This is a genomic window from Serratia sp. BNK-17 (assembly GCF_048684935.1).
GTDB classification, from domain to species: Bacteria; Pseudomonadota; Gammaproteobacteria; order Enterobacterales; family Enterobacteriaceae; genus Serratia; species Serratia nematodiphila.
Map to the genome: position 1 here is coordinate 1,328,574 of NZ_JBLQTR010000001.1, position 20,285 is coordinate 1,348,858.

Annotated in this window: 20 protein-coding genes, 2 tRNA genes, 1 rRNA gene and 1 riboswitch; of the genes, 11 read left to right on the top strand and 12 right to left on the bottom strand. The window is 58.8% G+C overall.

The genetic code is table 11. The features are described 5' to 3' along the window. Positions 1 to 54: 54 nt before the first annotated feature. From ACMGF7_RS06385 to ACMGF7_RS06395, 3 genes are all read right to left on the bottom strand, one after another. A tRNA-Ala gene (locus ACMGF7_RS06385) sits at positions 55 to 130 on the bottom strand. Positions 131 to 169: 39 nt separating this feature from the next. Further along, a tRNA-Ile gene (locus ACMGF7_RS06390) sits at positions 170 to 246 on the bottom strand. A gap of 74 nt (positions 247 to 320) precedes the next feature. Beyond that, positions 321 to 1,862, bottom strand: a 16S ribosomal RNA gene (locus ACMGF7_RS06395). Between the two features lie 636 nt (positions 1,863 to 2,498). Here ACMGF7_RS06395 and purH point away from each other — a divergent pair. Further along, on the top strand, positions 2,499 to 4,088 hold the full coding sequence (gene purH / locus ACMGF7_RS06400; protein ID WP_033631541.1) for a bifunctional phosphoribosylaminoimidazolecarboxamide formyltransferase/IMP cyclohydrolase: 1,590 nt from the start codon (positions 2,499 to 2,501) through the stop codon (positions 4,086 to 4,088). A 48-nt stretch (positions 4,089 to 4,136) separates the two neighbouring features. Continuing rightward, a complete protein-coding gene (gene purD / locus ACMGF7_RS06405; RefSeq protein ID WP_015376331.1) occupies positions 4,137 to 5,420 on the top strand; it encodes a phosphoribosylamine--glycine ligase in 1,284 nt (427 codons plus the stop codon). A gap of 49 nt (positions 5,421 to 5,469) precedes the next feature. Here purD and ACMGF7_RS06410 read toward each other — a convergent pair whose 3' ends face one another. The 6 genes from ACMGF7_RS06410 to nudC all read right to left on the bottom strand — a co-directional run bounded on the left by ACMGF7_RS06410 (position 5,470) and on the right by nudC (position 9,845). Next, complete coding sequence (locus tag ACMGF7_RS06410) at positions 5,470 to 6,141, bottom strand: DUF1481 domain-containing protein (RefSeq protein WP_079007583.1); 672 nt, start codon at positions 6,139 to 6,141, stop codon at positions 5,470 to 5,472. Between the two features lie 36 nt (positions 6,142 to 6,177). Beyond that, a complete protein-coding gene (gene hupA / locus ACMGF7_RS06415; protein WP_004929874.1) occupies positions 6,178 to 6,450 on the bottom strand; it encodes a nucleoid-associated protein HU-alpha in 273 nt (90 codons plus the stop codon). Positions 6,451 to 6,639: 189 nt separating this feature from the next. After that, positions 6,640 to 7,230, bottom strand: coding sequence for a YjaG family protein (locus ACMGF7_RS06420; RefSeq protein ID WP_015376329.1), 591 nt, complete (start codon positions 7,228 to 7,230; stop codon positions 6,640 to 6,642). A gap of 48 nt (positions 7,231 to 7,278) precedes the next feature. Beyond that, positions 7,279 to 7,965, bottom strand: coding sequence for a deoxyribonuclease V (gene nfi, locus ACMGF7_RS06425; protein ID WP_033631538.1), 687 nt, complete (start codon positions 7,963 to 7,965; stop codon positions 7,279 to 7,281). A gap of 9 nt (positions 7,966 to 7,974) precedes the next feature. Continuing rightward, positions 7,975 to 9,039: a uroporphyrinogen decarboxylase gene (gene hemE, locus ACMGF7_RS06430; RefSeq protein WP_049241902.1), complete on the bottom strand. Its 1,065-nt coding sequence runs from the start codon at positions 9,037 to 9,039 to the stop codon at positions 7,975 to 7,977. A gap of 38 nt (positions 9,040 to 9,077) precedes the next feature. Continuing rightward, on the bottom strand, positions 9,078 to 9,845 hold the full coding sequence (gene nudC / locus ACMGF7_RS06435) for an NAD(+) diphosphatase (RefSeq protein WP_197800794.1): 768 nt from the start codon (positions 9,843 to 9,845) through the stop codon (positions 9,078 to 9,080). A gap of 101 nt (positions 9,846 to 9,946) precedes the next feature. Here nudC and ACMGF7_RS06440 point away from each other — a divergent pair, with 101 nt between their 5' ends. The 9 genes from ACMGF7_RS06440 (at position 9,947) to ACMGF7_RS06480 (ending at position 18,103) form a co-directional block, all read left to right on the top strand. Further along, positions 9,947 to 10,450 (top strand): Rsd/AlgQ family anti-sigma factor, encoded by a 504-nt coding sequence (locus tag ACMGF7_RS06440; RefSeq protein ID WP_019456431.1) that lies wholly within the window; start codon positions 9,947 to 9,949, stop codon positions 10,448 to 10,450. A 39-nt stretch (positions 10,451 to 10,489) separates the two neighbouring features. Beyond that, a riboswitch (TPP riboswitch) is annotated at positions 10,490 to 10,614 on the top strand. 114 nt (positions 10,615 to 10,728) lie between these two features. Further along, a complete protein-coding gene (gene thiC, locus ACMGF7_RS06445; RefSeq protein WP_197800795.1) occupies positions 10,729 to 12,672 on the top strand; it encodes a phosphomethylpyrimidine synthase ThiC in 1,944 nt (647 codons plus the stop codon). Beyond that, the gene (gene thiE / locus ACMGF7_RS06450; protein ID WP_049241905.1) at positions 12,665 to 13,315 is read left to right on the top strand and encodes a thiamine phosphate synthase; all 651 of its coding nucleotides are present in this window, start codon (positions 12,665 to 12,667) and stop codon (positions 13,313 to 13,315) included. Before thiC ends, thiE begins: the two co-directional genes overlap by 8 nt. Then, complete coding sequence (locus ACMGF7_RS06455; RefSeq protein WP_197800796.1) at positions 13,308 to 14,057, top strand: HesA/MoeB/ThiF family protein; 750 nt, start codon at positions 13,308 to 13,310, stop codon at positions 14,055 to 14,057. Before thiE ends, ACMGF7_RS06455 begins: the two co-directional genes overlap by 8 nt. Beyond that, positions 14,054 to 14,254: a sulfur carrier protein ThiS gene (thiS, locus tag ACMGF7_RS06460; protein WP_004929884.1), complete on the top strand. Its 201-nt coding sequence runs from the start codon at positions 14,054 to 14,056 to the stop codon at positions 14,252 to 14,254. The genes ACMGF7_RS06455 and thiS overlap by 4 nt, the downstream gene beginning before the upstream one ends. A 1-nt stretch (position 14,255) precedes the next feature. Then, on the top strand, positions 14,256 to 15,035 hold the full coding sequence (locus tag ACMGF7_RS06465; RefSeq protein WP_015376322.1) for a thiazole synthase: 780 nt from the start codon (positions 14,256 to 14,258) through the stop codon (positions 15,033 to 15,035). After that, complete coding sequence (gene thiH / locus ACMGF7_RS06470; protein WP_118892549.1) at positions 15,035 to 16,168, top strand: 2-iminoacetate synthase ThiH; 1,134 nt, start codon at positions 15,035 to 15,037, stop codon at positions 16,166 to 16,168. Before ACMGF7_RS06465 ends, thiH begins: the two co-directional genes overlap by 1 nt. 322 nt (positions 16,169 to 16,490) lie before the next feature. Continuing rightward, positions 16,491 to 16,961, top strand: coding sequence for a thioesterase family protein (locus ACMGF7_RS06475; protein WP_197764067.1), 471 nt, complete (start codon positions 16,491 to 16,493; stop codon positions 16,959 to 16,961). A 362-nt stretch (positions 16,962 to 17,323) separates the two neighbouring features. Further along, positions 17,324 to 18,103 carry a helix-turn-helix domain-containing protein gene (locus ACMGF7_RS06480; protein ID WP_197800797.1) on the top strand — a complete coding sequence of 260 codons (780 nt, stop codon included), beginning with the start codon at positions 17,324 to 17,326 and terminating at the stop codon, positions 18,101 to 18,103. Here the strand turns inward: ACMGF7_RS06480 and ACMGF7_RS06485 are convergent. From ACMGF7_RS06485 to ACMGF7_RS06495, 3 genes are read right to left on the bottom strand one after another with little or no spacing between them, the layout of a single operon-like run. After that, a complete protein-coding gene (locus ACMGF7_RS06485; RefSeq protein WP_049241911.1) occupies positions 18,089 to 19,363 on the bottom strand; it encodes a sensor histidine kinase in 1,275 nt (424 codons plus the stop codon). The genes ACMGF7_RS06480 and ACMGF7_RS06485 overlap by 15 nt on opposite strands. A 1-nt stretch (position 19,364) precedes the next feature. Further along, on the bottom strand, positions 19,365 to 19,829 hold the full coding sequence (locus ACMGF7_RS06490; RefSeq protein ID WP_164096021.1) for an oxidoreductase: 465 nt from the start codon (positions 19,827 to 19,829) through the stop codon (positions 19,365 to 19,367). Next, complete coding sequence (locus ACMGF7_RS06495) at positions 19,829 to 20,275, bottom strand: GNAT family N-acetyltransferase (protein ID WP_016929429.1); 447 nt, start codon at positions 20,273 to 20,275, stop codon at positions 19,829 to 19,831. Before ACMGF7_RS06495 ends, ACMGF7_RS06490 begins: the two co-directional genes overlap by 1 nt. Between the last annotated feature and the right edge of the window lie 10 nt (positions 20,276 to 20,285).

Consider the following 20,285-nt stretch of genomic DNA (forward strand, 5'->3'; position numbering starts at 1 on the left):
CTTCGCAGCATACTGTCGCCAATATACTCTGAAGTATTGAAATACCGGACTATATGGTGGAGCTAAGCGGGATCGAACCGCTGACCTCCTGCGTGCAAGGCAGGCGCTCTCCCAGCTGAGCTATAGCCCCATACAGTCACGCGCAGTACCTTTTCCACTTCATGAGAAGTGGTAGGCCTGAGTGGACTTGAACCACCGACCTCACCCTTATCAGGGGTGCGCTCTAACCACCTGAGCTACAAGCCTATAAAGGTATTTCTGCTCGTTACTTTCTATCAGACAATCTGTGTGAGCACGCCACTCGAACTAATATCTTTAGGTAAGGAGGTGATCCAACCGCAGGTTCCCCTACGGTTACCTTGTTACGACTTCACCCCAGTCATGAATCACAAAGTGGTAAGCGCCCTCCCGAAGGTTAAGCTACCTACTTCTTTTGCAACCCACTCCCATGGTGTGACGGGCGGTGTGTACAAGGCCCGGGAACGTATTCACCGTAGCATTCTGATCTACGATTACTAGCGATTCCGACTTCATGGAGTCGAGTTGCAGACTCCAATCCGGACTACGACGTACTTTATGAGGTCCGCTTGCTCTCGCGAGGTCGCTTCTCTTTGTATACGCCATTGTAGCACGTGTGTAGCCCTACTCGTAAGGGCCATGATGACTTGACGTCATCCCCACCTTCCTCCAGTTTATCACTGGCAGTCTCCTTTGAGTTCCCGGCCGAACCGCTGGCAACAAAGGATAAGGGTTGCGCTCGTTGCGGGACTTAACCCAACATTTCACAACACGAGCTGACGACAGCCATGCAGCACCTGTCTCAGAGTTCCCGAAGGCACCAATCCATCTCTGGAAAGTTCTCTGGATGTCAAGAGTAGGTAAGGTTCTTCGCGTTGCATCGAATTAAACCACATGCTCCACCGCTTGTGCGGGCCCCCGTCAATTCATTTGAGTTTTAACCTTGCGGCCGTACTCCCCAGGCGGTCGATTTAACGCGTTAGCTCCGGAAGCCACGCCTCAAGGGCACAACCTCCAAATCGACATCGTTTACAGCGTGGACTACCAGGGTATCTAATCCTGTTTGCTCCCCACGCTTTCGCACCTGAGCGTCAGTCTTCGTCCAGGGGGCCGCCTTCGCCACCGGTATTCCTCCAGATCTCTACGCATTTCACCGCTACACCTGGAATTCTACCCCCCTCTACGAGACTCTAGCTTGCCAGTTTCAAATGCAGTTCCCAGGTTGAGCCCGGGGATTTCACATCTGACTTAACAAACCGCCTGCGTGCGCTTTACGCCCAGTAATTCCGATTAACGCTTGCACCCTCCGTATTACCGCGGCTGCTGGCACGGAGTTAGCCGGTGCTTCTTCTGCGAGTAACGTCAATTGATGAACGTATTAAGTTCACCACCTTCCTCCTCGCTGAAAGTGCTTTACAACCCGAAGGCCTTCTTCACACACGCGGCATGGCTGCATCAGGCTTGCGCCCATTGTGCAATATTCCCCACTGCTGCCTCCCGTAGGAGTCTGGACCGTGTCTCAGTTCCAGTGTGGCTGGTCATCCTCTCAGACCAGCTAGGGATCGTCGCCTAGGTGAGCCATTACCCCACCTACTAGCTAATCCCATCTGGGCACATCTGATGGCAAGAGGCCCGAAGGTCCCCCTCTTTGGTCTTGCGACATTATGCGGTATTAGCTACCGTTTCCAGTAGTTATCCCCCTCCATCAGGCAGTTTCCCAGACATTACTCACCCGTCCGCCGCTCGTCACCCAGGGAGCAAGCTCCCCTGTGCTACCGCTCGACTTGCATGTGTTAAGCCTGCCGCCAGCGTTCAATCTGAGCCATGATCAAACTCTTCAATTAAAAGCTTGATTTGCTTCCACTCGAGAAGCGATGCTCAAAGATTTACTGCATGAATTTTACTTCAGTTAGTCACTCTTCAAGACTTGATATTTTTTTGCACCCGAAGATGCTGGATATCGTCTTGTGGAGTGCCCACACAGATTGTCTGATAAATTGTTAAAGAGCAGTGAGTTAGGCGCTTTCGCTTGCTAACTCGAGGTGGCGTATATTACGCTTTCCTCTTTCAGAGTCAACCCTAATTTTCAGGATTTTTTCTCTGCGACCCCCGGATACTCTGTGAAGTTGTTCACATGTTCCGTGTCGATGGAGGCGCATTATAGGGAGTTCCTCGCAGGCCGCAACAGGTATTTTCAGCAAAAACGATCGTTCGCTGCATTCCACAGCAAAACCCCGCCTTATACCCACTTGCGCACAGTGTTATCCACAGATGCGATTTGTACGGAAAATTTACGAGCGCCACGCAAACGTTTTCGCTACAATTCCCCGCGACGAAACGATCCCCCTTTTAATGGGGGCGTTACCTGAATATATGCCTGACCCTCCCTTTATAAGGCAAAAAACCTTCCTTATAGAGAGAACGAGGTGGACATTCACGTAACGCTCTTTAATTGCGACTCAAAGCCAAGGGATAAAACCATGCAACAACCTCGTCCAATCCGCCGGGCCCTGCTCAGCGTGTCTGACAAAACCGGTATCGTTGAATTCGCCGAAGCGCTTTCCCAGCGCGGCGTTGAACTGCTGTCCACCGGCGGCACCGCCCGTCTGCTGGCAGACGCCGGTCTGCCCGTTACCGAAGTTTCCGACTACACCGGCTTCCCGGAGATGATGGACGGACGAGTTAAGACCCTGCACCCGAAAGTCCACGGCGGCATTCTCGGCCGCCGCGGCCAGGACGACGCTGTCATGAATCAGCATGACATCAAGCCTATCGACATGGTGGTCGTCAATCTGTACCCATTCGCCCAAACCGTGGCGCGCCCGGATTGCTCGCTGGAGGATGCGGTCGAGAATATCGATATCGGCGGCCCGACCATGGTGCGCTCCGCCGCCAAGAACCATAAAGACGTCGCCATCGTGGTGAAGAGCAGCGACTACGCCGCCATCATTACCGAGATGGACAACAACGACGGTTCGCTGCGCTATGCCACCCGCTTCGATCTCGCCATCAAGGCCTTTGAACACACCGCCGCCTACGACAGCATGATCGCCAACTACTTCGGCGCGCTGGTGCCGGCGTACCACGGCGAGACCGAACAGCCGTCCGGCCGCTTCCCGCGCACCCTGAACCTCAACTACATCAAGAAGCAGGATATGCGCTACGGTGAAAACAGCCACCAGCAGGCCGCCTTCTATATAGAGGAAGAAGTAAAGGAAGCTTCTGTCGCGACCGCCGAACAGCTGCAGGGCAAAGCGCTGTCCTATAACAACATCGCCGATACCGACGCCGCGCTGGAATGCGTGAAAGAGTTCGACGAACCGGCCTGCGTGATCGTCAAACACGCCAACCCTTGCGGCGTGGCGATCGGCGACGACATTCTGGCCGCCTACGAGCGCGCTTACCAAACCGATCCGACCTCCGCCTTCGGCGGCATCATCGCCTTTAACCGCGAGCTGGACGCCGCCACCGCGCAGGCGATCATCAGCCGCCAGTTCGTGGAAGTGATCATCGCGCCAAACGTCACCCAGGAAGCGCGCTCCCTGCTGGCCGCCAAACAGAACGTGCGCGTGCTGGCCTGCGGCCAGTGGCAGCAACGCGTGGCGGGGCTGGACTTCAAGCGCGTCAACGGCGGCCTGCTGGTGCAGGATCGCGATCTGGGCATGGTAACCGCCGCCGATCTGCGCGTGGTATCCGAGCGCCAGCCGACCGAACAGGAACTGCGTGACGCGCTGTTCTGTTGGAAAGTGGCCAAGTTCGTGAAATCCAACGCCATCGTTTATGCGCGAGACAACATGACCATCGGCATAGGCGCCGGCCAGATGAGCCGCGTTTACTCCGCCAAGATCGCCGGCATCAAAGCGGGCGACGAAGGGCTGGAAGTGAAAGGCTCCGCCATGGCCTCCGACGCCTTCTTCCCGTTCCGCGACGGCATCGACGCCGCAGCGGCGGTTGGCATCACCTGCGTGATCCAGCCGGGCGGTTCGATCCGCGACGACGAAGTGATCGCCGCCGCCAACGAACACGGCATTGCGATGATCTTCACCGACATGCGTCACTTCCGCCATTAATTCCTTTTGCCGCGTGCGCTCCGGCGCACGCCATTCGTGGAGCTTCTGATGAACATTTTGATTATCGGCAACGGCGGGCGCGAACACGCGCTGGCCTGGAAAGCCGCCCAGTCTCCGCTGGCGGATAAAGTCTATGTTGCGCCGGGCAATGCCGGCACCGCGCTGGAAGCCAATCTGGAAAACGTGGCGATCGCCGCCACCGACATCCCCGCCCTGGTCGCGTTCGCCCAGAGCCATGACATCGGTCTGACCATCGTTGGGCCGGAAGCGCCGCTGGTGATCGGCGTGGTCGATGCCTTCCAGGCCGCCGGTCTGAAAATCTTCGGCCCATCACAGGCCGCCGCGCAGCTCGAAGGCTCCAAAGCCTTCACCAAAGATTTCCTGGCGCGCCACCGCATCCCGACCGCCGAATATGAAAACTTCACCGAGGTGGAGCCGGCGCTGGCCTATGTGCGCCGCAAAGGTGCGCCGATCGTCATCAAGGCCGATGGCCTGGCGGCCGGTAAAGGCGTGATCGTCGCGATGACGCTGCAGGAAGCGGAAGAGGCGGTGCGCGACATGTTGGCCGGCAACGCCTTCGGTGACGCCGGCCATCGCATCGTGGTGGAAGAGTTCCTCGACGGCGAAGAAGCCAGCTTCATCGTGATGGTCGATGGCGAGAACGTGGTGCCGATGGCCACCAGCCAGGACCACAAACGCGTCGGCGACGGCGATACCGGCCCGAACACCGGCGGTATGGGCGCCTACTCCCCGGCGCCGGTCGTGACCGACGAAATCCACCAGCGCGCCATGGATCAGGTGATCTGGCCGACGGTGCGCGGCATGGCGGCGGAAGGCAACACCTACGTCGGCTTCCTGTACGCCGGCCTGATGATCTCCGCCGACGGCCAGCCGAAGGTGATCGAATTCAACTGCCGTTTTGGCGATCCGGAAACTCAGCCGATCATGCTGCGCCTGCGCTCCGATCTGGTGGAACTGTGTCTGGCGGGCGCCGAAGGCCGTCTGAACGAGAAGAGCTCTGATTGGGACGAACGCCCTGCCCTTGGCGTGGTGCTGGCAGCCGGCGGTTATCCGGGTGACTATCGCAACGGCGAGGTTATCCAGGGGCTACCGCAGCAGGAAAGCGCCGACGGTAAGGTCTTCCACGCCGGCACACGCTTGCAGGGCGATGACGTCGTCACCAGCGGCGGCCGCGTGCTGTGCGTGACGGCGCTGGGCGATACCGTGGCGCAGGCGCAGCAACGCGCCTATCAGCTGGCGGAAGGCATCCAGTGGCCGGGCAGCTTCTGCCGCAAAGATATCGGTTATCGCGCGATTGCGCGCGGCAAATAATTTGACCTTTCATGGTCATGACAAGAGGCTCCGCAGCGCGGGGCCTTTTTTATAGCTGGTCTTCTTTCGGTTCCCAGCTGCAGAAGTCGTCGTTCGCCACTAGCAGCAGCTCGCTGCCTTCCGGCGCTTCCAGCCAGGCGACGCTCACCGGCCGGCTGCTGCTGCGGGCGCGTTTTTCGATCCAGGCGATGGAGGCGGCATCCAGCCCCGGTTTCATGCTTTGGCCGTCGCAGGTTTGCACCTCGCCCTGCATCCAACGCCCCTGCAGCAATTTGACCTTGCCGGCGCGCAGCGCATTGCTCACTTCGAGGATACGCCGCGCCTGATATTGGTACAGGGCGATTTCATCGCGGGTCAGCGGTTCGCGGCGTGTCGCCAGCTGGCGCTGCATAAAACTCACCGTGCCATCGTCGGCAAAGCGCAGCTGAATGGAATCTCGATCGCCGTCGGCGTCGTTACGTTTGATTTGGCGCAGCACGTCGCCCTGATAGGTGTACAGCGTGGTAATGGTACCCGGGCCGCGGTAAGGGCTGTAAACGCTGACCAACACTTGCGGACGATGTTGCTCATCGTCTTTACGCCACAGACGTATCACGCCCTGATCGGCCACGAAGCCACTGGCGGTAAAACTGGGGATATCGGAATGGAAACTGCAGGCGCTCAGGCCGACGGCGATGCCAACGGCCATAAGCGCCCGACGAGTAAACAAAAGGGGCGCCATCGCCCCCCTGTTTAATCTTTTCACCGAGGCGCGGTCTTATTTAACGGCGTCTTTCAGTGCTTTGCCAGAAACGAACGCAGGCACGTTGGCTGCTGCGATTTTGATTTCTTTGCCAGTCTGTGGGTTGCGGCCAGTGCGCTCGCTACGATGGTTTACTTTGAAAGTACCGAAGCCAACCAATTGTACTGCATCACCTTCTTTCAGAGACTCAGTAATTGCAGCCAGGGTGGATTCCAGAGCCAGTTTAGCTTGTGCTTTGGAAAGGTCAGCCTTGTCCGCGATTACATCAATCAGTTGAGTCTTGTTCATAAGTTATCCTTACAGTGTGTTTATCGTTTGCAAAGCATCGAGTGCGACGGATATGCCGATTGACAGCACTCTCCTGCATACACGCACCGATAGCCACTTTTTTTACGCCCCCCAAATGTAGACCAGACAGGGTGCGGATGTGAAGCCTTAAGGCACGACAAATCAGGCGTTAAATCACGTTTTGTTGCCTTATTGCGCTAAATTTATCCCGATGTTGCTGACACCGGCCTCTCGCAGGTCGGATCGCAGCCCCTTGATCAGGTCTAAATCGCGCTCTTCACAGGCGTCCAACAGGCGGAAAATTTCCCATTGAATGTCCCATTCTTCCTCTACCGCCGGCAAACTTTCCAACTCTTCGTCGGTCATTTCCTTACCGGCTTGGGTCATTTCCAACATCGCCACGGTGCGAATCGATGTTTCGCTGATGGCGATGGCGTGCTCCAGCGTCTCCCCGCCGAGCCGCGAATGGATCAGTTCCCCTAATGCGATACAGGCATCAATTGCCGGGTAAACGCCGTAAAGATCGTAATCTTCCGCCGACGGAATCGCCTCTTCCAACTTCTCGAGCTGGCTGTCGAAGTTGACCTTGGCATCCTTCACCACCAGCGTTTCCCACACCAAATCCAGAATGCGGCGATAAACCGCCGGATCGCCGAACTCGGTCTGTTTGCAGAACATCTGGTAATTCGGGTACATACGCTCGCACAAACTGGCCATAAAGGTCAAATGTTGCCAGCCCTCGAGCCGTTCCAGACGTAAATGAATCGGGTTACGTAGCATGCTTTACTCTCTTACGCGTTATCTGCGGCGCAGTGTACCCGAAATCGCTCATGGCGACACCTCCGGATGCTGCTGCAACCAGCGCTGAAACGCCGGACGGCGCGAAGCGATGGCGTCGGCCCAACGGGTCGGCTCCGGCAAACGGTAGCCCGCCATGCAGCGCTGCACCCACGCCAGCGCGCTGTCGGCGCCCACGCGGTGACCGGTAGAGATGAACAGCGGGTTGCAACGCGCCTTGCTACGCCATACCCAGCCCAGCTGTTCTCCCTTATCTTCCAACGGCGCCAGCGCGCCGACGGCGGCGTCCAGCGGCGCGAATTTGCCGCACAGGCGCTTCTTGGCCACGCCGATGGTCGGCACATCGACCAGCAGGCCGAAATGGCTGGCGACGCCGAGGCGCCGCGGATGTGAAACGCCGTGCCCATCGACGAAGATCAGCCCCGGTTTTTGCCGCAGCTGCGCCCAGGCGGCCAACAGCGCCGGGTATTCGCGAAACGACAGGAAACCCGGGATATAAGGCATGACGGTAGCGATGCGCGCCACCTGATACTCCACCAGCTCCAGCGACGGATAGCGCAGGATGGCGATGGCGGCGCGCGTCACCGCGCCCTCTTGCTCGAAGCCCACATCGGCGCCGGCGATGAACGCCGGCGGTTCGGCCGGCAGCTCGTCGTAGCGAATGACTTCAGCGGCGCGCCGCAGCTGTTCGGCGCGCAGAGCCGCCATATCGGTCACATCGGATCCTTAACGGTGGTATTTCGCCGACTGCGCGTGCACCGCCTCGACGAAGGCCCCGGCGTGCTCCGGCGGCACATCCTGATGGATGCCGTGGCCCAGGTTGAACACATGACCGTTGCCGTGGCCGAAACCGGCCAGAATGGTCTCCACTTCTTCCGCGATGCGCGCCGGAGAAGCATAAAGCATCGACGGATCCATATTGCCCTGCAGCGCCACTTTGTCGCCTACGCGACGGCGCGCGTCGGCGATATCGGTGGTCCAGTCCAGCCCCAGCGCATCGCAGCCGGTGGCGGCCATCGCCTCCAGCCACTGCCCGCCGCCTTTGGTGAACAGCGTTACCGGCACGCGGCGACCGTCGTTTTCACGCAGCAAGCCATCGACGATCTTGTGCATGTAGTGCAAAGAGAACTCACGGTAATCGCGCCCGGTCAGCACGCCGCCCCAGGTGTCGAACACCATCACCGACTGCGCGCCGGCCTTAATCTGGGCATTGAGGTAAAGGATCACGCTGTCCGCCAGCTTGTCCAGCAACAGGTGCAGCGTGGCCGGCTCGGCATACATCATCTTCTTCAGCTTGGTGAAGGCCTTGCTGCTGCCGCCCTCAACCATATAGGTAGCCAGCGTCCACGGGCTGCCGGAGAAGCCGATCAGCGGCACTTCGCCCTTCAGCTCGCGGCGGATGGTGCGCACCGCGTTCATCACATAGCCCAGCTCCACTTCCGGATCGAACGCCGGCAGTTTGTCGACGTCGGCGCGGCAGGTGACGGGGGAGCTGAAACGCGGGCCTTCGCCGGCTTCAAAGTACAGGCCGAGCCCCATGGCGTCGGGAATGGTGAGAATGTCGGAGAACAGGATGGCGGCGTCCAGCGCGTAGCGGCGCAGCGGCTGCAGCGTAACCTCGCAGGCCAGCTCCGCGTTCTTGCACAGCGACATGAAATCACCGGCCTGGGCGCGAGTCGCCTTATACTCCGGTAAATAACGACCGGCCTGGCGCATCATCCATACGGGGGTCACATCCACCGGCTGACGCAACAGCGCGCGCAGGTAACGATCGTTCTTCAACTCAGTCATTTATGGGGCTCCCTTAATAATCTGCCGGCCATTGTACATTATTCTGCCCGGCACAGCGCCACGGTGTCCTCAATCAAGCGGCGCGCCACGGTGCCGGGCGGCGGCAACAGCGGCAGTTGGTCGTAACGATACCAGCCGGCATTGAGCAACTCCTTGGGATCGTGACGAATCTCACCCTGGTGGTAATCGGCCATAAAGGCCATCATCAGCGAGTGCGGAAACGGCCAGGGTTGTGACGTGACGTAGCGCAGGTTATTGATTTCAATATTGCTCTCTTCCATCACTTCGCGCGCCACCGCTTGCTCCAGCGTTTCGCCCACTTCAACGAAACCGGCCAGCACCGTGTGAATGCCGCCGCGATGGCGCACGTGCTGCGCCAGCAGGATCTGATCGTCGCGCCGAATGGCGACGATCACGCAGGGCGCGATCTGCGGGTAGTAGCGCTCCTTGCAATGGCCGCACAGGCAGGCGCTTTCGGTGCGGCTGAGGTGCATCTCATGGCCGCAGTAGCCGCAATAGCGATGGGAGCGGTAGAAATCCGCCAACTGCACGCCGCGCCCGGCAAGCTGGAACAGACCACGATCCTGATCCAACAGCTGACGCACCGACCCCATCTCCCGCGGCATCGCCTGGCGCACCAGCCAGACCGGCGCGCCCTCCCACTCACCGATGACGCGCGCCATGTGGCCCTGCAGCCCGAGGGCGGCGGCGCTCCCCGACGGCAATTCACCGTTCGGTAACCAAAGTTTGCTTTCATGGCTGACGATCCACCAGCCGTTTTCATTGCCCGTTAATGCAAGTTCCATATCGTTGTTGCACAACCTCAGCTTCACTGGCACTCTACAAATCGGCTTTGTTACATTTTAATAACTTACCGGTTACTTTTGTTACTTACACGGAGTCAAACATGCTCAACCGTTTGGAAAGGCTGACTCAGCGCGTTGGCGGTAGTAATGAATTAGTTGATCAATGGCTTCAGGCCCGCAAGCAGTTGCTGGTCGCCTACTGCACGCTGGTAGGCCTCAAACCGAATAAAGAAAAGCATACGCCGCTGAATGAAAAAGCGCTGGAGAACTTTTGCCATAACCTGGTGGATTACCTCTCCGCAGGGCATTTTCATATCTATGACAGAATTATCAAACAAGTGGAAGGCGCAGCCAGTCCGAAAATGTCGCTGGCGGTGAACATCTACCCCAAGCTGTGGGCCAATACCGAACAGATCATGGCGTTCCACGATCGCTATACCGAAGTGGATATCGATCAGGAGGTTTGTCTGGAATTCCACCAGGCCTTGTCGGATATCGGCGAAACGCTGGCGGCGCGCTTTGCGCTGGAAGATAAGCTGATCCTGCTGGAAGCGGAGGCCGCGCAGCAACCGCTGCCGGACCAGGCGCTGGATCCGGCGCGTTAAAATTTTATAGTTTTTTTTCTTATCCCTCCTATACTGGGGGGCATCTTGTCGGAGTGCCTAGCGCCTGATTTGTTCATCAAATCAGCCAGGCTGAGACCGTTAATTCGGGATCCGCGGAACCTGATCGGGTTAATACCCGCGAAGGGAACAAGAGTAATCTATCGCCACAGACACGGCCTTCCCCTTGCGGGTGCCCTGCCTTATCGGCCACCATCATTACTCCCTCCGAGCTCCAGACAAGCAACTTTCCCAACCCAACACACTGGTAGGAACTTGCTATGTCTAACGTTAATCCACCGCGCGCCCGTAAAGCGCAACGCGAAGCCGCCCAGCAGTTTATCGACACCCTGCAAGGCATGGCTTTCCCAAACTCACGCCGCATCTACCTGCAGGGTTCGCGCCGCGATATCCAGGTGCCGATGCGCGAAATTCAGCTCAGCCCGACCCTGATCGGCGGCAGCAAAGATAGCCCGCAGTATGAACCCAACGAGGCGATCCCGGTGTATGACACCGCCGGCCCGTACGGCGATCCACAGGCCGAGCTCGACGTGCACGCGGGCCTGACCAAGCTGCGCGCCGGCTGGATCGACGCGCGCGGCGATACCGCCACCCTGAGCGGCGCCAGCTCCGGCTTCACCCAACAGCGGCTGGCGGACGAAGGCCTCGATCACCTGCGTTTCGAACACCTGCCGTTGCCGCGCAAAGCGCTGCCGGGCAAGTGCGTCACCCAGTTGCACTACGCCCGCGCCGGCATCGTCACCCCGGAGATGGAGTTCATCGCCATCCGCGAAAACATGGGGCGCGAGCGCATTCGCGGCGAGGTGCTGGGCCACCAGCATCCGGGCCAGGGCTGGGGCGCCAACCTGCCGGACAACATCACGCCGGAGTTCGTGCGCCAGGAAGTGGCCGCCGGCCGCGCTATCATTCCCGCCAACATCAATCACCCTGAGGCGGAGCCGATGATCATCGGCCGCAATTTCCTGGTGAAGGTGAACGCCAATATCGGCAACTCGGCGGTGACGTCGTCGATCGAAGAAGAGGTGGAGAAGCTGGTGTGGTCCACCCGCTGGGGCGCAGACACCGTGATGGATCTCTCCACCGGCCGCTACATTCACGAAACCCGCGAATGGATCCTGCGCAACAGCCCGGTACCCATCGGTACGGTGCCTATTTATCAGGCGCTGGAGAAGGTCAACGGCGTGGCGGAGAACCTCACCTGGGAGATGTTCCGCGATACGCTGCTGGAACAGGCGGAACAAGGGGTCGACTACTTCACCATCCACGCCGGCGTGCTGCTGCGCTACGTGCCGATGACCGCCAAACGCCTGACCGGCATCGTGTCGCGCGGCGGCTCGATCATGGCCAAATGGTGTCTGTCGCACCATCAGGAAAACTTCCTCTATCAGCATTTCCGCGAAATCTGTGAGATCTGCGCCGCCTACGACGTTTCGCTGTCGCTCGGCGACGGCCTGCGCCCCGGCTCAATTCAGGACGCCAACGACGAAGCCCAGTTCGCCGAGCTGCATACGCTGGGCGAGCTGACCAAAATCGCCTGGGAATACGACGTGCAGGTGATGATCGAGGGCCCGGGCCACGTGCCGATGCAGATGATCCGCCGCAACATGACCGAAGAGCTGGAACACTGCCACGAAGCGCCATTCTACACCCTCGGCCCGCTGACCACCGATATCGCCCCGGGCTATGACCATTTCACCTCCGGTATCGGCGCGGCGATGATCGGCTGGTTCGGCTGCGCCATGCTGTGTTACGTCACGCCGAAAGAACACCTCGGCCTGCCGAACAAAGAGGACGTCAAACAGGGCCTGATCACCTACAAGATCGCCGCTCACGCCGCCGATCTGGCCAAAGGCCATCCGGGCGCGCAGATCCGCGATAACGCCATGTCCAAGGCGCGTTTCGAATTCCGCTGGGAAGATCAGTTCAATCTGGCGCTCGATCCGGCCACCGCGCGCGCCTATCACGACGAAACCCTGCCGCAGGAATCCGGCAAGATCGCCCACTTCTGCTCGATGTGCGGACCAAAATTCTGCTCGATGAAGATTTCACAAGAGGTGCGCGACTACGCCGCTGCCCAAGAAGCCGCCAAACCGATCGAGGTGCAGCTGACCGGTATGGAGAAAATGTCCGCCGAGTTCCGCGCCCGCGGCAGCGAGCTGTATCACAGCGCCGGCAATTTGCAGGAGGAGACCAGCAATGACTGATATCACGACCCCCTTCCCGGCGACGCCCTACAAACTGGGGCTCTACCCGGTCGTCGACAGCGTGGAATGGATCGCTCGCCTGCTGGAGGCCGGCGTCACCACCATCCAGTTGCGCATCAAGGACTTGCCTGACGAGCAGGTCGAAGAGGATATCGCTGCCGCCATCGCGTTGGGCCGGCGTTATCAGGCGCGGCTGTTCATCAACGACTACTGGCGGCTGGCGATCAAGCACGGCGCCTACGGCGTGCATCTGGGCCAGGAAGATCTCGATACCACCGATCTGGTTGCCATTCACCGCGCCGGGCTGCGGCTGGGCGTTTCCACCCATGACGACGCCGAACTGGCGCGCGCGCTGGCGGTGAAACCGTCCTACATCGCGTTGGGGCACATCTTCCCCACTCAGACCAAAGACATGCCTTCGGCGCCACAGGGGCTGGCGGAGTTGAAACGCCACATCGCCGGTTTGGCGGATTACCCGACGGTGGCGATCGGCGGGATCAGTATCGATCGCGTGCCGGCGGTGCTGGCGTGCGGCGTCGGCAGCGTGGCGGTGGTCAGCGCCATCACCCAGGCACCGGACTGGCGCGCGGCGACGGCCGAGTTGCTGCGGCTGATCGAAGGCGAGGATCCGAACGATGCTTAACGATCAGGAATTCCTGCGCTACAGCCGCCAGCTGCTGCTGGAGGACGTCGGCCCGGAAGGCCAGGAGAGACTCAAGCGCGCCACGGTGCTGATCGTCGGTTTAGGTGGGCTCGGTTCCCCGGCTTCGCTGTATCTGGCCGCCGCCGGCGTCGGCACGCTGCTGCTGGCCGACGACGACCAGCTGCACGTCACCAACCTGCAGCGGCAAATCCTCTACCGCAGCACCGATACCGCCACCGACAAGGCGGCGCTGGCGCAACGCCACCTGCAGGCGCTGAACCCGTTGGTGGAATCCATCCCGCTGGCGCAGCGGCTGCAAGGGCAAGCGCTGCGCGACGCGGTCGCCCGCGCCGATCTGGTGCTGGACTGCTGCGACAATATGGCGACCCGCCATGAGGTCAATGCCGCCTGCATCGCCGCCGCCAAGCCGCTGATTAGCGGCAGCGCGGTCGGCTTCAGCGGCCAGCTGCTGGTGCTCGAGCCGCCCTATGCGCACGGCTGCTACGCCTGCCTGTACCCGGAGCAGGAAGAGCCGCAGCGCAACTGCCGCACCGCCGGGGTACTCGGCCCGGTGGTGGGCGTGATCGGCACTCTGCAAGCGCTGGAGGCCATCAAGATGCTGGCCGGCATGCCTTCTTCCCTCAGCGGTAAACTGCGGCTGTTCGACGGCAAGCAGCAGAGCTGGAGCACGCTGCAACTGAGCCAGGCCCGTGCCTGCCCGGTATGCGGAGGCGCGGCATGAAGATCCGTTTAAACGACCAACCGCTGGAGCTGGCGCAGCCGCTCAGCGTCGCCGCCCTGCTGGCTCAGCTGGAACGCCACCAGCCGGGTACCGCGCTGGCGATCAACCAAACCATCATCCCGCGCGCCGACTGGGCCGACCATCAGGTGCAGGACGGTGACGACATTTTGCTGTTTCAAGCGATCGCCGGAGGCTGACATGCTGAAAATCGCCGATACCACTTTTACCTCGCGCCTGTTCACCGGCACCGGCAAGTTCGCCACCCCGGCGCTGATGTTGGAGGCGCTGGCGGCCTCCGGCTCACAGCTGGTGACCATGGCCATGAAGCGCGTCGATCTGCGCGGCGGCAACGACGCCATTTTGGCGCCGCTGCAACAGTTGGGCGTCAGGCTGTTGCCCAATACCTCCGGCGCCAAAACGGCCGCCGAAGCGGTATTCGCCGCCCGGCTGGCGCGTGAAGCGCTCGGCACCCACTGGGTGAAGCTGGAGATCCACCCCGATGTGAAATACCTGCTGCCGGATCCGATAGAAACGCTGAAGGCGGCGGAAACGCTGGTGAAAGACGGTTTTGTGGTGCTGCCCTACTGCGGCGCCGATCCGGTGCTGTGCAAACGGCTGGAAGAGGCGGGCTGCGCGGCGGTGATGCCGCTCGGCGCCCCTATCGGTTCCAACCGCGGTCTGCGCACCCGCGACTTCCTCGAGATCATCATCGAACAGGCCAAGGTGCCGGTGGTGGTCGACGCCGGCATCGGCGCGCCGAGCCACGCGCTGGAAGCGATGGAGCTGGGCGCCGACGCGGTGCTGGTGAACACCGCCATCGCCGTGGCGCGCGACCCGGTGCAAATGGCGCGGGCGTTTCGCCTGGCGCTGGAGGCCGGCGAATTGGCGCGCAGCGCCGGATTGGGCGTCAGCCAGCGCGGTGCGGTCGCCTCTAGCCCGCTGACCGCCTTCCTCAGCCAGCCAGAGGAGGCACAGTGATGGCCGACGATTTCAGTAGCCGCTGGCAACAGCTGGATTGGGACGACATTACGCTGCGCATCAACGGCAAAACCGCGCGCGACGTGGAACGCGCGTTGAACGCCGACAAGCTGACGCGCGACGACTTTATGGCGCTGATCTCCCCCGCCGCCGCGCCGTATCTGGAACCGCTGGCGCAGCGCGCGCAGCAGCTGACCCGTCAGCGATTCGGCAACGTCGTCAGCTTCTATGTGCCGCTGTATCTGTCCAACCTGTGCGCCAACGACTGCACCTACTGCGGCTTTTCGATGAGCAACCGCATCAAGCGCAAAACGCTGGATGCGGCGGAGATCGCCCGCGAGTGCGCAGCCATCCAGGCGCTGGGGTTCGAACATCTGTTGCTGGTCACCGGCGAGCATCAGACCAAGGTCGGCATGGACTATTTCCGGCAGCACATCCCGGCGATCCGCCGACACTTCAGCTCACTGATGATGGAAGTGCAGCCGTTGGCGCAGGAGGAATACGCCGAACTGAAAACGCTGGGCCTGGACGGCGTGCTGGTGTACCAGGAAACCTACCATCCGGCCACCTATCTGCAGCATCACCTGCGCGGCCAGAAGCAGGATTTCCATTGGCGCCTGGCCACGCCGGATCGCCTGGGGCGCGCCGGGATCGACAAGATCGGCATCGGTGCGTTGATCGGCCTGTCCAACAGTTGGCGCACCGACTGCTACCTGCTGGCGGAACATCTGTTTTACCTGCAGCAAACCTACTGGCAGAGCCGCTACTCGATCTCGTTCCCGCGCCTGCGCCCCTGCGCCGGCGGCATTGAACCGGCGTCGATCATGAGCGAGCCTCAACTGGTGCAGCTGATCTGCGCCTTCCGGCTGTTCGCGCCGGACGTTGAGCTGTCGCTGTCTACGCGTGAGTCGCCGTACTTCCGCGATCATATGATCCCGGTGGCGATCAACAGCGTCAGCGCCGGATCCAAGACGCAGCCCGGCGGCTATGCCGATGACGTGCCGCCGGAGCTGGAACAGTTCGAACCGCACGACGGCCGCACGCCACAGCAGGTCGCCGAGGCCATCAGCAACGCCGGGCTGCAGCCGGTGTGGAAAGACTGGGACGGTTATCTGGGACGCGGTGCGCAATAAGCGGCAACGTTTACCGCCGCGTGAAGAAAACGCTGGAGCGGCCGCGCAATGCCGAACGGTGGTGCTGGCGCCGACAAACGCGCCGATTATAGTGACGTTGCCGGCCGCCAAACCCGGCGGCGGCCGGGGCCGTCTCCCTCTCGATGGCCCCGCCTTATCCCATCCCGGATCGCGCCGGAGATTCTCTTGCGCGACTCCGGGGCTCCCGCGAGCCCACGCCATCACGCAAAATGGCGTCATGCGTTTTGACAAAACAAACTGGTTCGACCACAGTTAAAATCTGACTGCCTTACCTCTCTGACAATCCTGCGGAATACTGACCATGAACCTCTACCTCCGTTTGATCTGGATCTTGCTCGCTTCACGGTGGAAACCGCGCATGTCGATGGATATGCTGACCAATCAACTGGCGACCCGCGTCTGGCTGAATGACATCGATATCAACTTGCACATGAACAATGGCCGCTATATGACGGTATGCGACCTGAACCGGGTCGATCTGTTTATTCGCACCGGCCTGCTGGCGCTAATGCTCAAACGACGCTGGTCACCGATCGTCAGTCAACATACGATGGACTATAAAAAAGCGCTGCGTCCGTTCCAACGCTATCAGGTCAGCATGACCATTACCCATTGGGACGAACGTTACTTCTATGCAACGCATACGTTCAGCATCGGCGAACGAATCGTCGCGCAGGGCACTTCACAAGCAGTGATTTTGGGGCAGGAAGGCGTGGTTGCGCCCGAGGTGGTGGTAGAAAGCGTACGGCAATATCAGCAGGCCCGAACATGACAGCGAGCCGTTTTCGAAAACAGTGCCGGTCATCTTCAGTACTGCCAATGGCCCTGGTGTCGGTCGCGGATCTTTTTGCCGCCTGCTCCCTGCTTACGGACAAGAGCAGGCGGTTTATTTTGTGAGACTGGCACCCCCCCAGGACGCGAATCACACAGTATGTGCGCTAATTAACCACATAAACAGCTAAATGTGAATGTCTTTTGAGTGTTTTTTTATTTGTCATCGAGTGTGTTTTGAGTTTGCCAAGGAAAATCAAACTGATATCACCGCAATAACCGAGGCTTCATCTATAATCCAGCTCGGGTCCTCACGCAGGTTTTCCAACGCTCGCGGTTAACATCAAAAAAGCCAAGGTTGTCATGAAGAAAACGCCAAATTACATCGATGCAATCAGCGCGTTGCTCACTCTGAAAGGAGTTGGCGACAGAAAACATGCCTCCACGATGGCCAACATACTGAACCTTCAGTACAACAGCGCCAAACAGAAGCTGGATGGCAAAAGGGGCATCACCCTCGATGAAATCAAAAAGGTTTTCCAGTATTTCAACGAGCCGTTTGCCGGCCAAAGGACACATAACGGCGTGTTTATCATGAACAGCATTCACAAGCGCTGTAACATTGAGGTCGACGAGCGCCCGGTCACGCAAGCGGACAACGACGAAACTTACGCCTACAAAAAGGACGATCTTTTCATCATCAACACCAATCGGGAATATGCAGCCGATGCCCCGCTGTATAAAGTCAACAAGATAGACTTTCTGCCGGCCCCGCGCATCGCGATCCTGGATAATGACGGCGATATTCTCGAACTGTTGAAGAAGATCGCCAGCCGCTACGGCATCGAGGCTGAGACCTTTCAGACGGCGGACGCCATGCTGGCCGCGCTGGAGCAGCAGTCCTTTGAGGCGTTTATTTTGGACTGGCTGTTGGACTTCGGCGAGACTTCCGAACGCGTGGTGAAGAAAATTAAAGACGCCCTCGATCCGCACGCCCGCATCATCATTCTGACCGGCCAGCTGAATCACTACGAGAAAAACATCGGCGACATGATCCTGCACTATGACGTGCACCTGGTGGAAAAACCGACCAAGCCGCTGATTATCTCTTCGCTGTTGCTGTCGAACCTATTCTTTAATTAGTTTGACCGGAATGCGGATCAAAAACGATGATCCAACCCCTTCGACGGATTTGACCTTGATGGTGCCTTTCATCGTCGTGACGTAATTTTTGATAATGGTCAGCCCCAGCCCTAATCCCTGCCGCGTTTCCCTTTCCACCCCCTGATTGAACGCCTTATATAACCGATCCAGATTATCGACGTTAAACCCGATGCCGGTGTCTTTCACCCGCAAATACAAGTTGCCGTGACACAGCTTCACATCGAGGGCGATCGCGCCGTGGTGGGTAAACTTATCCGCGTTGCTGAGCAGGTTGGCCAATATTCGGTAGAGCTTGTATTTATCAGAACCAATCAGGCCGGCATAAGACGAACGGTGGATCACGAGGCGATTGCCTCGCCCGGCGCCGATGCCGGTTACGGCATCGTCCACCACCTCATTCAGCCGGAAGGTGGAAATATTGATTTTAACTTCTCCCATCTCAAGCCGAGAATAATCCATCACCTCGCGCGTTTGTTCGGCGATCTTGTTACCGTGATAGGAGATCAGGCGGGCTTCTTTTTTCAACTCTTCCTGCGCCAGCTCGTGTTCCATGATATCCGCGGCAATGACGATGGCCTGGGTCGAACCGGCGATCTCGTGGTAGATGGAAGAGATAAAGATATTCTTGTTCTTGATGATCTCTTTCAACGAGAAGGCGTTTCTCAGCACCAGGAACATCATCAGGAACACTAAAATCAGCGAAAAGAGGGCGAACATCTCGGCTTTACTCGAGTTGTCCTGGATGATGCCTTTCACTTCGGTAAAGTTTTTAATCTGTATCCGATAAATAATTTCCTGGATATCGACCAGCGTACCCTCGATATCATCCATATAAGAGAGAATGTCCGCCTTGTTTTTCAGCCCCACCAGCAAGCCGGCAGAAAGATCGTCCAACGTGCGATACTGCTGCTTCAGCAGCGCAACATTTTTGATGAACTCGTCGTCGTAATAAAAAGAGTCGCTGAAGGTCGAACGGCTCTCCAGGATCTGAATCTTCGAGTAGAAGATTTTCTTTTTGATCTGGAAGGCGTCGTAGTCATTGTTTTCACTGAGCAACAACGCGATTTTGGTCCTTTCAAACGCCAGAAACAGGATCTCAGCCACCGAGTAGTTGTCCAGATTGGGCTCAATCTGCTTATAGCGCTCTTTTACGCCGCCGAAGTTAATGGCAATCAACAAAATCAATAAGGAGAAGATGGCAACCAACGCGATAAGAGTACCGATCAGTTTTTTGCTCATCTTATTTCAGCTCCAACCTTTTCACTTGCCAGACGGTTTTCGCATTCACATCCAGGTTATTCAGCTCGGCATAACCATCGCGCGGATAAATAATGGCGAACGGCCCCAGCTCACCAACGTCGATCGGCTTGCCGCCGCGCTGGTAGGCGACGATCACACGGTATTTAATCATCTCGTCAATCGGCATCGAATAGGAGTAATCATCCCAGGCGAAAGCGCGCACCGACTGGCCTTTCAGGTGGTAGGCTTTCACTAACTCTGCAAGCTCAACGCCGGTGAACGTATCTTCCGGGGTGAAATTGGTCGAGGTTTTAATCGTGTGCTGCGGCATCGCCTCCAGCATCTGCCTGGTTATCTTGATCTTCTCACCATCGAGCGGTTTCAGGTAAAAATAGTCAACGGCCGCATACAGCGGTGCGCTGAACAGCGAAAGCAGCAGTAACGTCATCAATCCTTTGAGTGTCATTATTCACCCTCTTTGCGTTTCACCAGTTCGGCCTGGCCGAACTCATCCTGCCCGACCACGGCCCAGCCGTGATGTTGATAAAAGCCTTCGGCTTTGGAGCCCGGATCGGTGGTTAAGTGGATCGCTTCGGCGCCGCGCTCAAACATCCAGGCGGTGACTCGCGCCAACAAGGCGGAGCCGATCCCCTTCGACTGGTATTCCGGCTTCACGAACAGGCCGCCGATCAGCGGTTCAGGGATGAATAACCCGAAGCCAACGCCGGCATAGTCGTCGCCATGCTTGCAGATCCAGCCGCCGCCCTGGTTGATGTCCTCCAGCGCCTGCCTGCGCTGCAGATACTGGATCTGATGCGGATGCAGCAGGTTTTCTTCAACGGAAAAGCGGATCTCATACAGGTAAGGCAGGTGTTGCGCCGTCAATTTTTCGAAGGTAATGAGGCTGTCCATGTTCGCACTG

Coding starts and splice junctions, on each gene's coding strand:
- purD (WP_015376331.1), top strand. CDS start 4,137: ATGAACATTTTGATTATCGGCAACGGCGGGCGCGAACACGCGCTGGCC.
- hupA (WP_004929874.1), bottom strand. CDS start 6,450: ATGAACAAGACTCAACTGATTGATGTAATCGCGGACAAGGCTGACCTT.
- thiS (WP_004929884.1), top strand. CDS start 14,054: ATGAAGATCCGTTTAAACGACCAACCGCTGGAGCTGGCGCAGCCGCTC.
- ACMGF7_RS06485 (WP_049241911.1), bottom strand. CDS start 19,363: ATGAGCAAAAAACTGATCGGTACTCTTATCGCGTTGGTTGCCATCTTC.
- ACMGF7_RS06440 (WP_019456431.1), top strand. CDS start 9,947: ATGCTCAACCGTTTGGAAAGGCTGACTCAGCGCGTTGGCGGTAGTAAT.
- ACMGF7_RS06480 (WP_197800797.1), top strand. CDS start 17,324: ATGAAGAAAACGCCAAATTACATCGATGCAATCAGCGCGTTGCTCACT.
- thiH (WP_118892549.1), top strand. CDS start 15,035: ATGGCCGACGATTTCAGTAGCCGCTGGCAACAGCTGGATTGGGACGAC.
- ACMGF7_RS06420 (WP_015376329.1), bottom strand. CDS start 7,230: ATGCTACGTAACCCGATTCATTTACGTCTGGAACGGCTCGAGGGCTGG.
- nudC (WP_197800794.1), bottom strand. CDS start 9,845: ATGGAACTTGCATTAACGGGCAATGAAAACGGCTGGTGGATCGTCAGC.
- ACMGF7_RS06410 (WP_079007583.1), bottom strand. CDS start 6,141: ATGGCGCCCCTTTTGTTTACTCGTCGGGCGCTTATGGCCGTTGGCATC.
- ACMGF7_RS06465 (WP_015376322.1), top strand. CDS start 14,256: ATGCTGAAAATCGCCGATACCACTTTTACCTCGCGCCTGTTCACCGGC.
- purH (WP_033631541.1), top strand. CDS start 2,499: ATGCAACAACCTCGTCCAATCCGCCGGGCCCTGCTCAGCGTGTCTGAC.
- ACMGF7_RS06495 (WP_016929429.1), bottom strand. CDS start 20,275: ATGGACAGCCTCATTACCTTCGAAAAATTGACGGCGCAACACCTGCCT.
- ACMGF7_RS06455 (WP_197800796.1), top strand. CDS start 13,308: ATGCTTAACGATCAGGAATTCCTGCGCTACAGCCGCCAGCTGCTGCTG.
- ACMGF7_RS06490 (WP_164096021.1), bottom strand. CDS start 19,829: ATGACACTCAAAGGATTGATGACGTTACTGCTGCTTTCGCTGTTCAGC.
- hemE (WP_049241902.1), bottom strand. CDS start 9,039: ATGACTGAGTTGAAGAACGATCGTTACCTGCGCGCGCTGTTGCGTCAG.
- thiE (WP_049241905.1), top strand. CDS start 12,665: ATGACTGATATCACGACCCCCTTCCCGGCGACGCCCTACAAACTGGGG.
- thiC (WP_197800795.1), top strand. CDS start 10,729: ATGTCTAACGTTAATCCACCGCGCGCCCGTAAAGCGCAACGCGAAGCC.
- ACMGF7_RS06475 (WP_197764067.1), top strand. CDS start 16,491: ATGAACCTCTACCTCCGTTTGATCTGGATCTTGCTCGCTTCACGGTGG.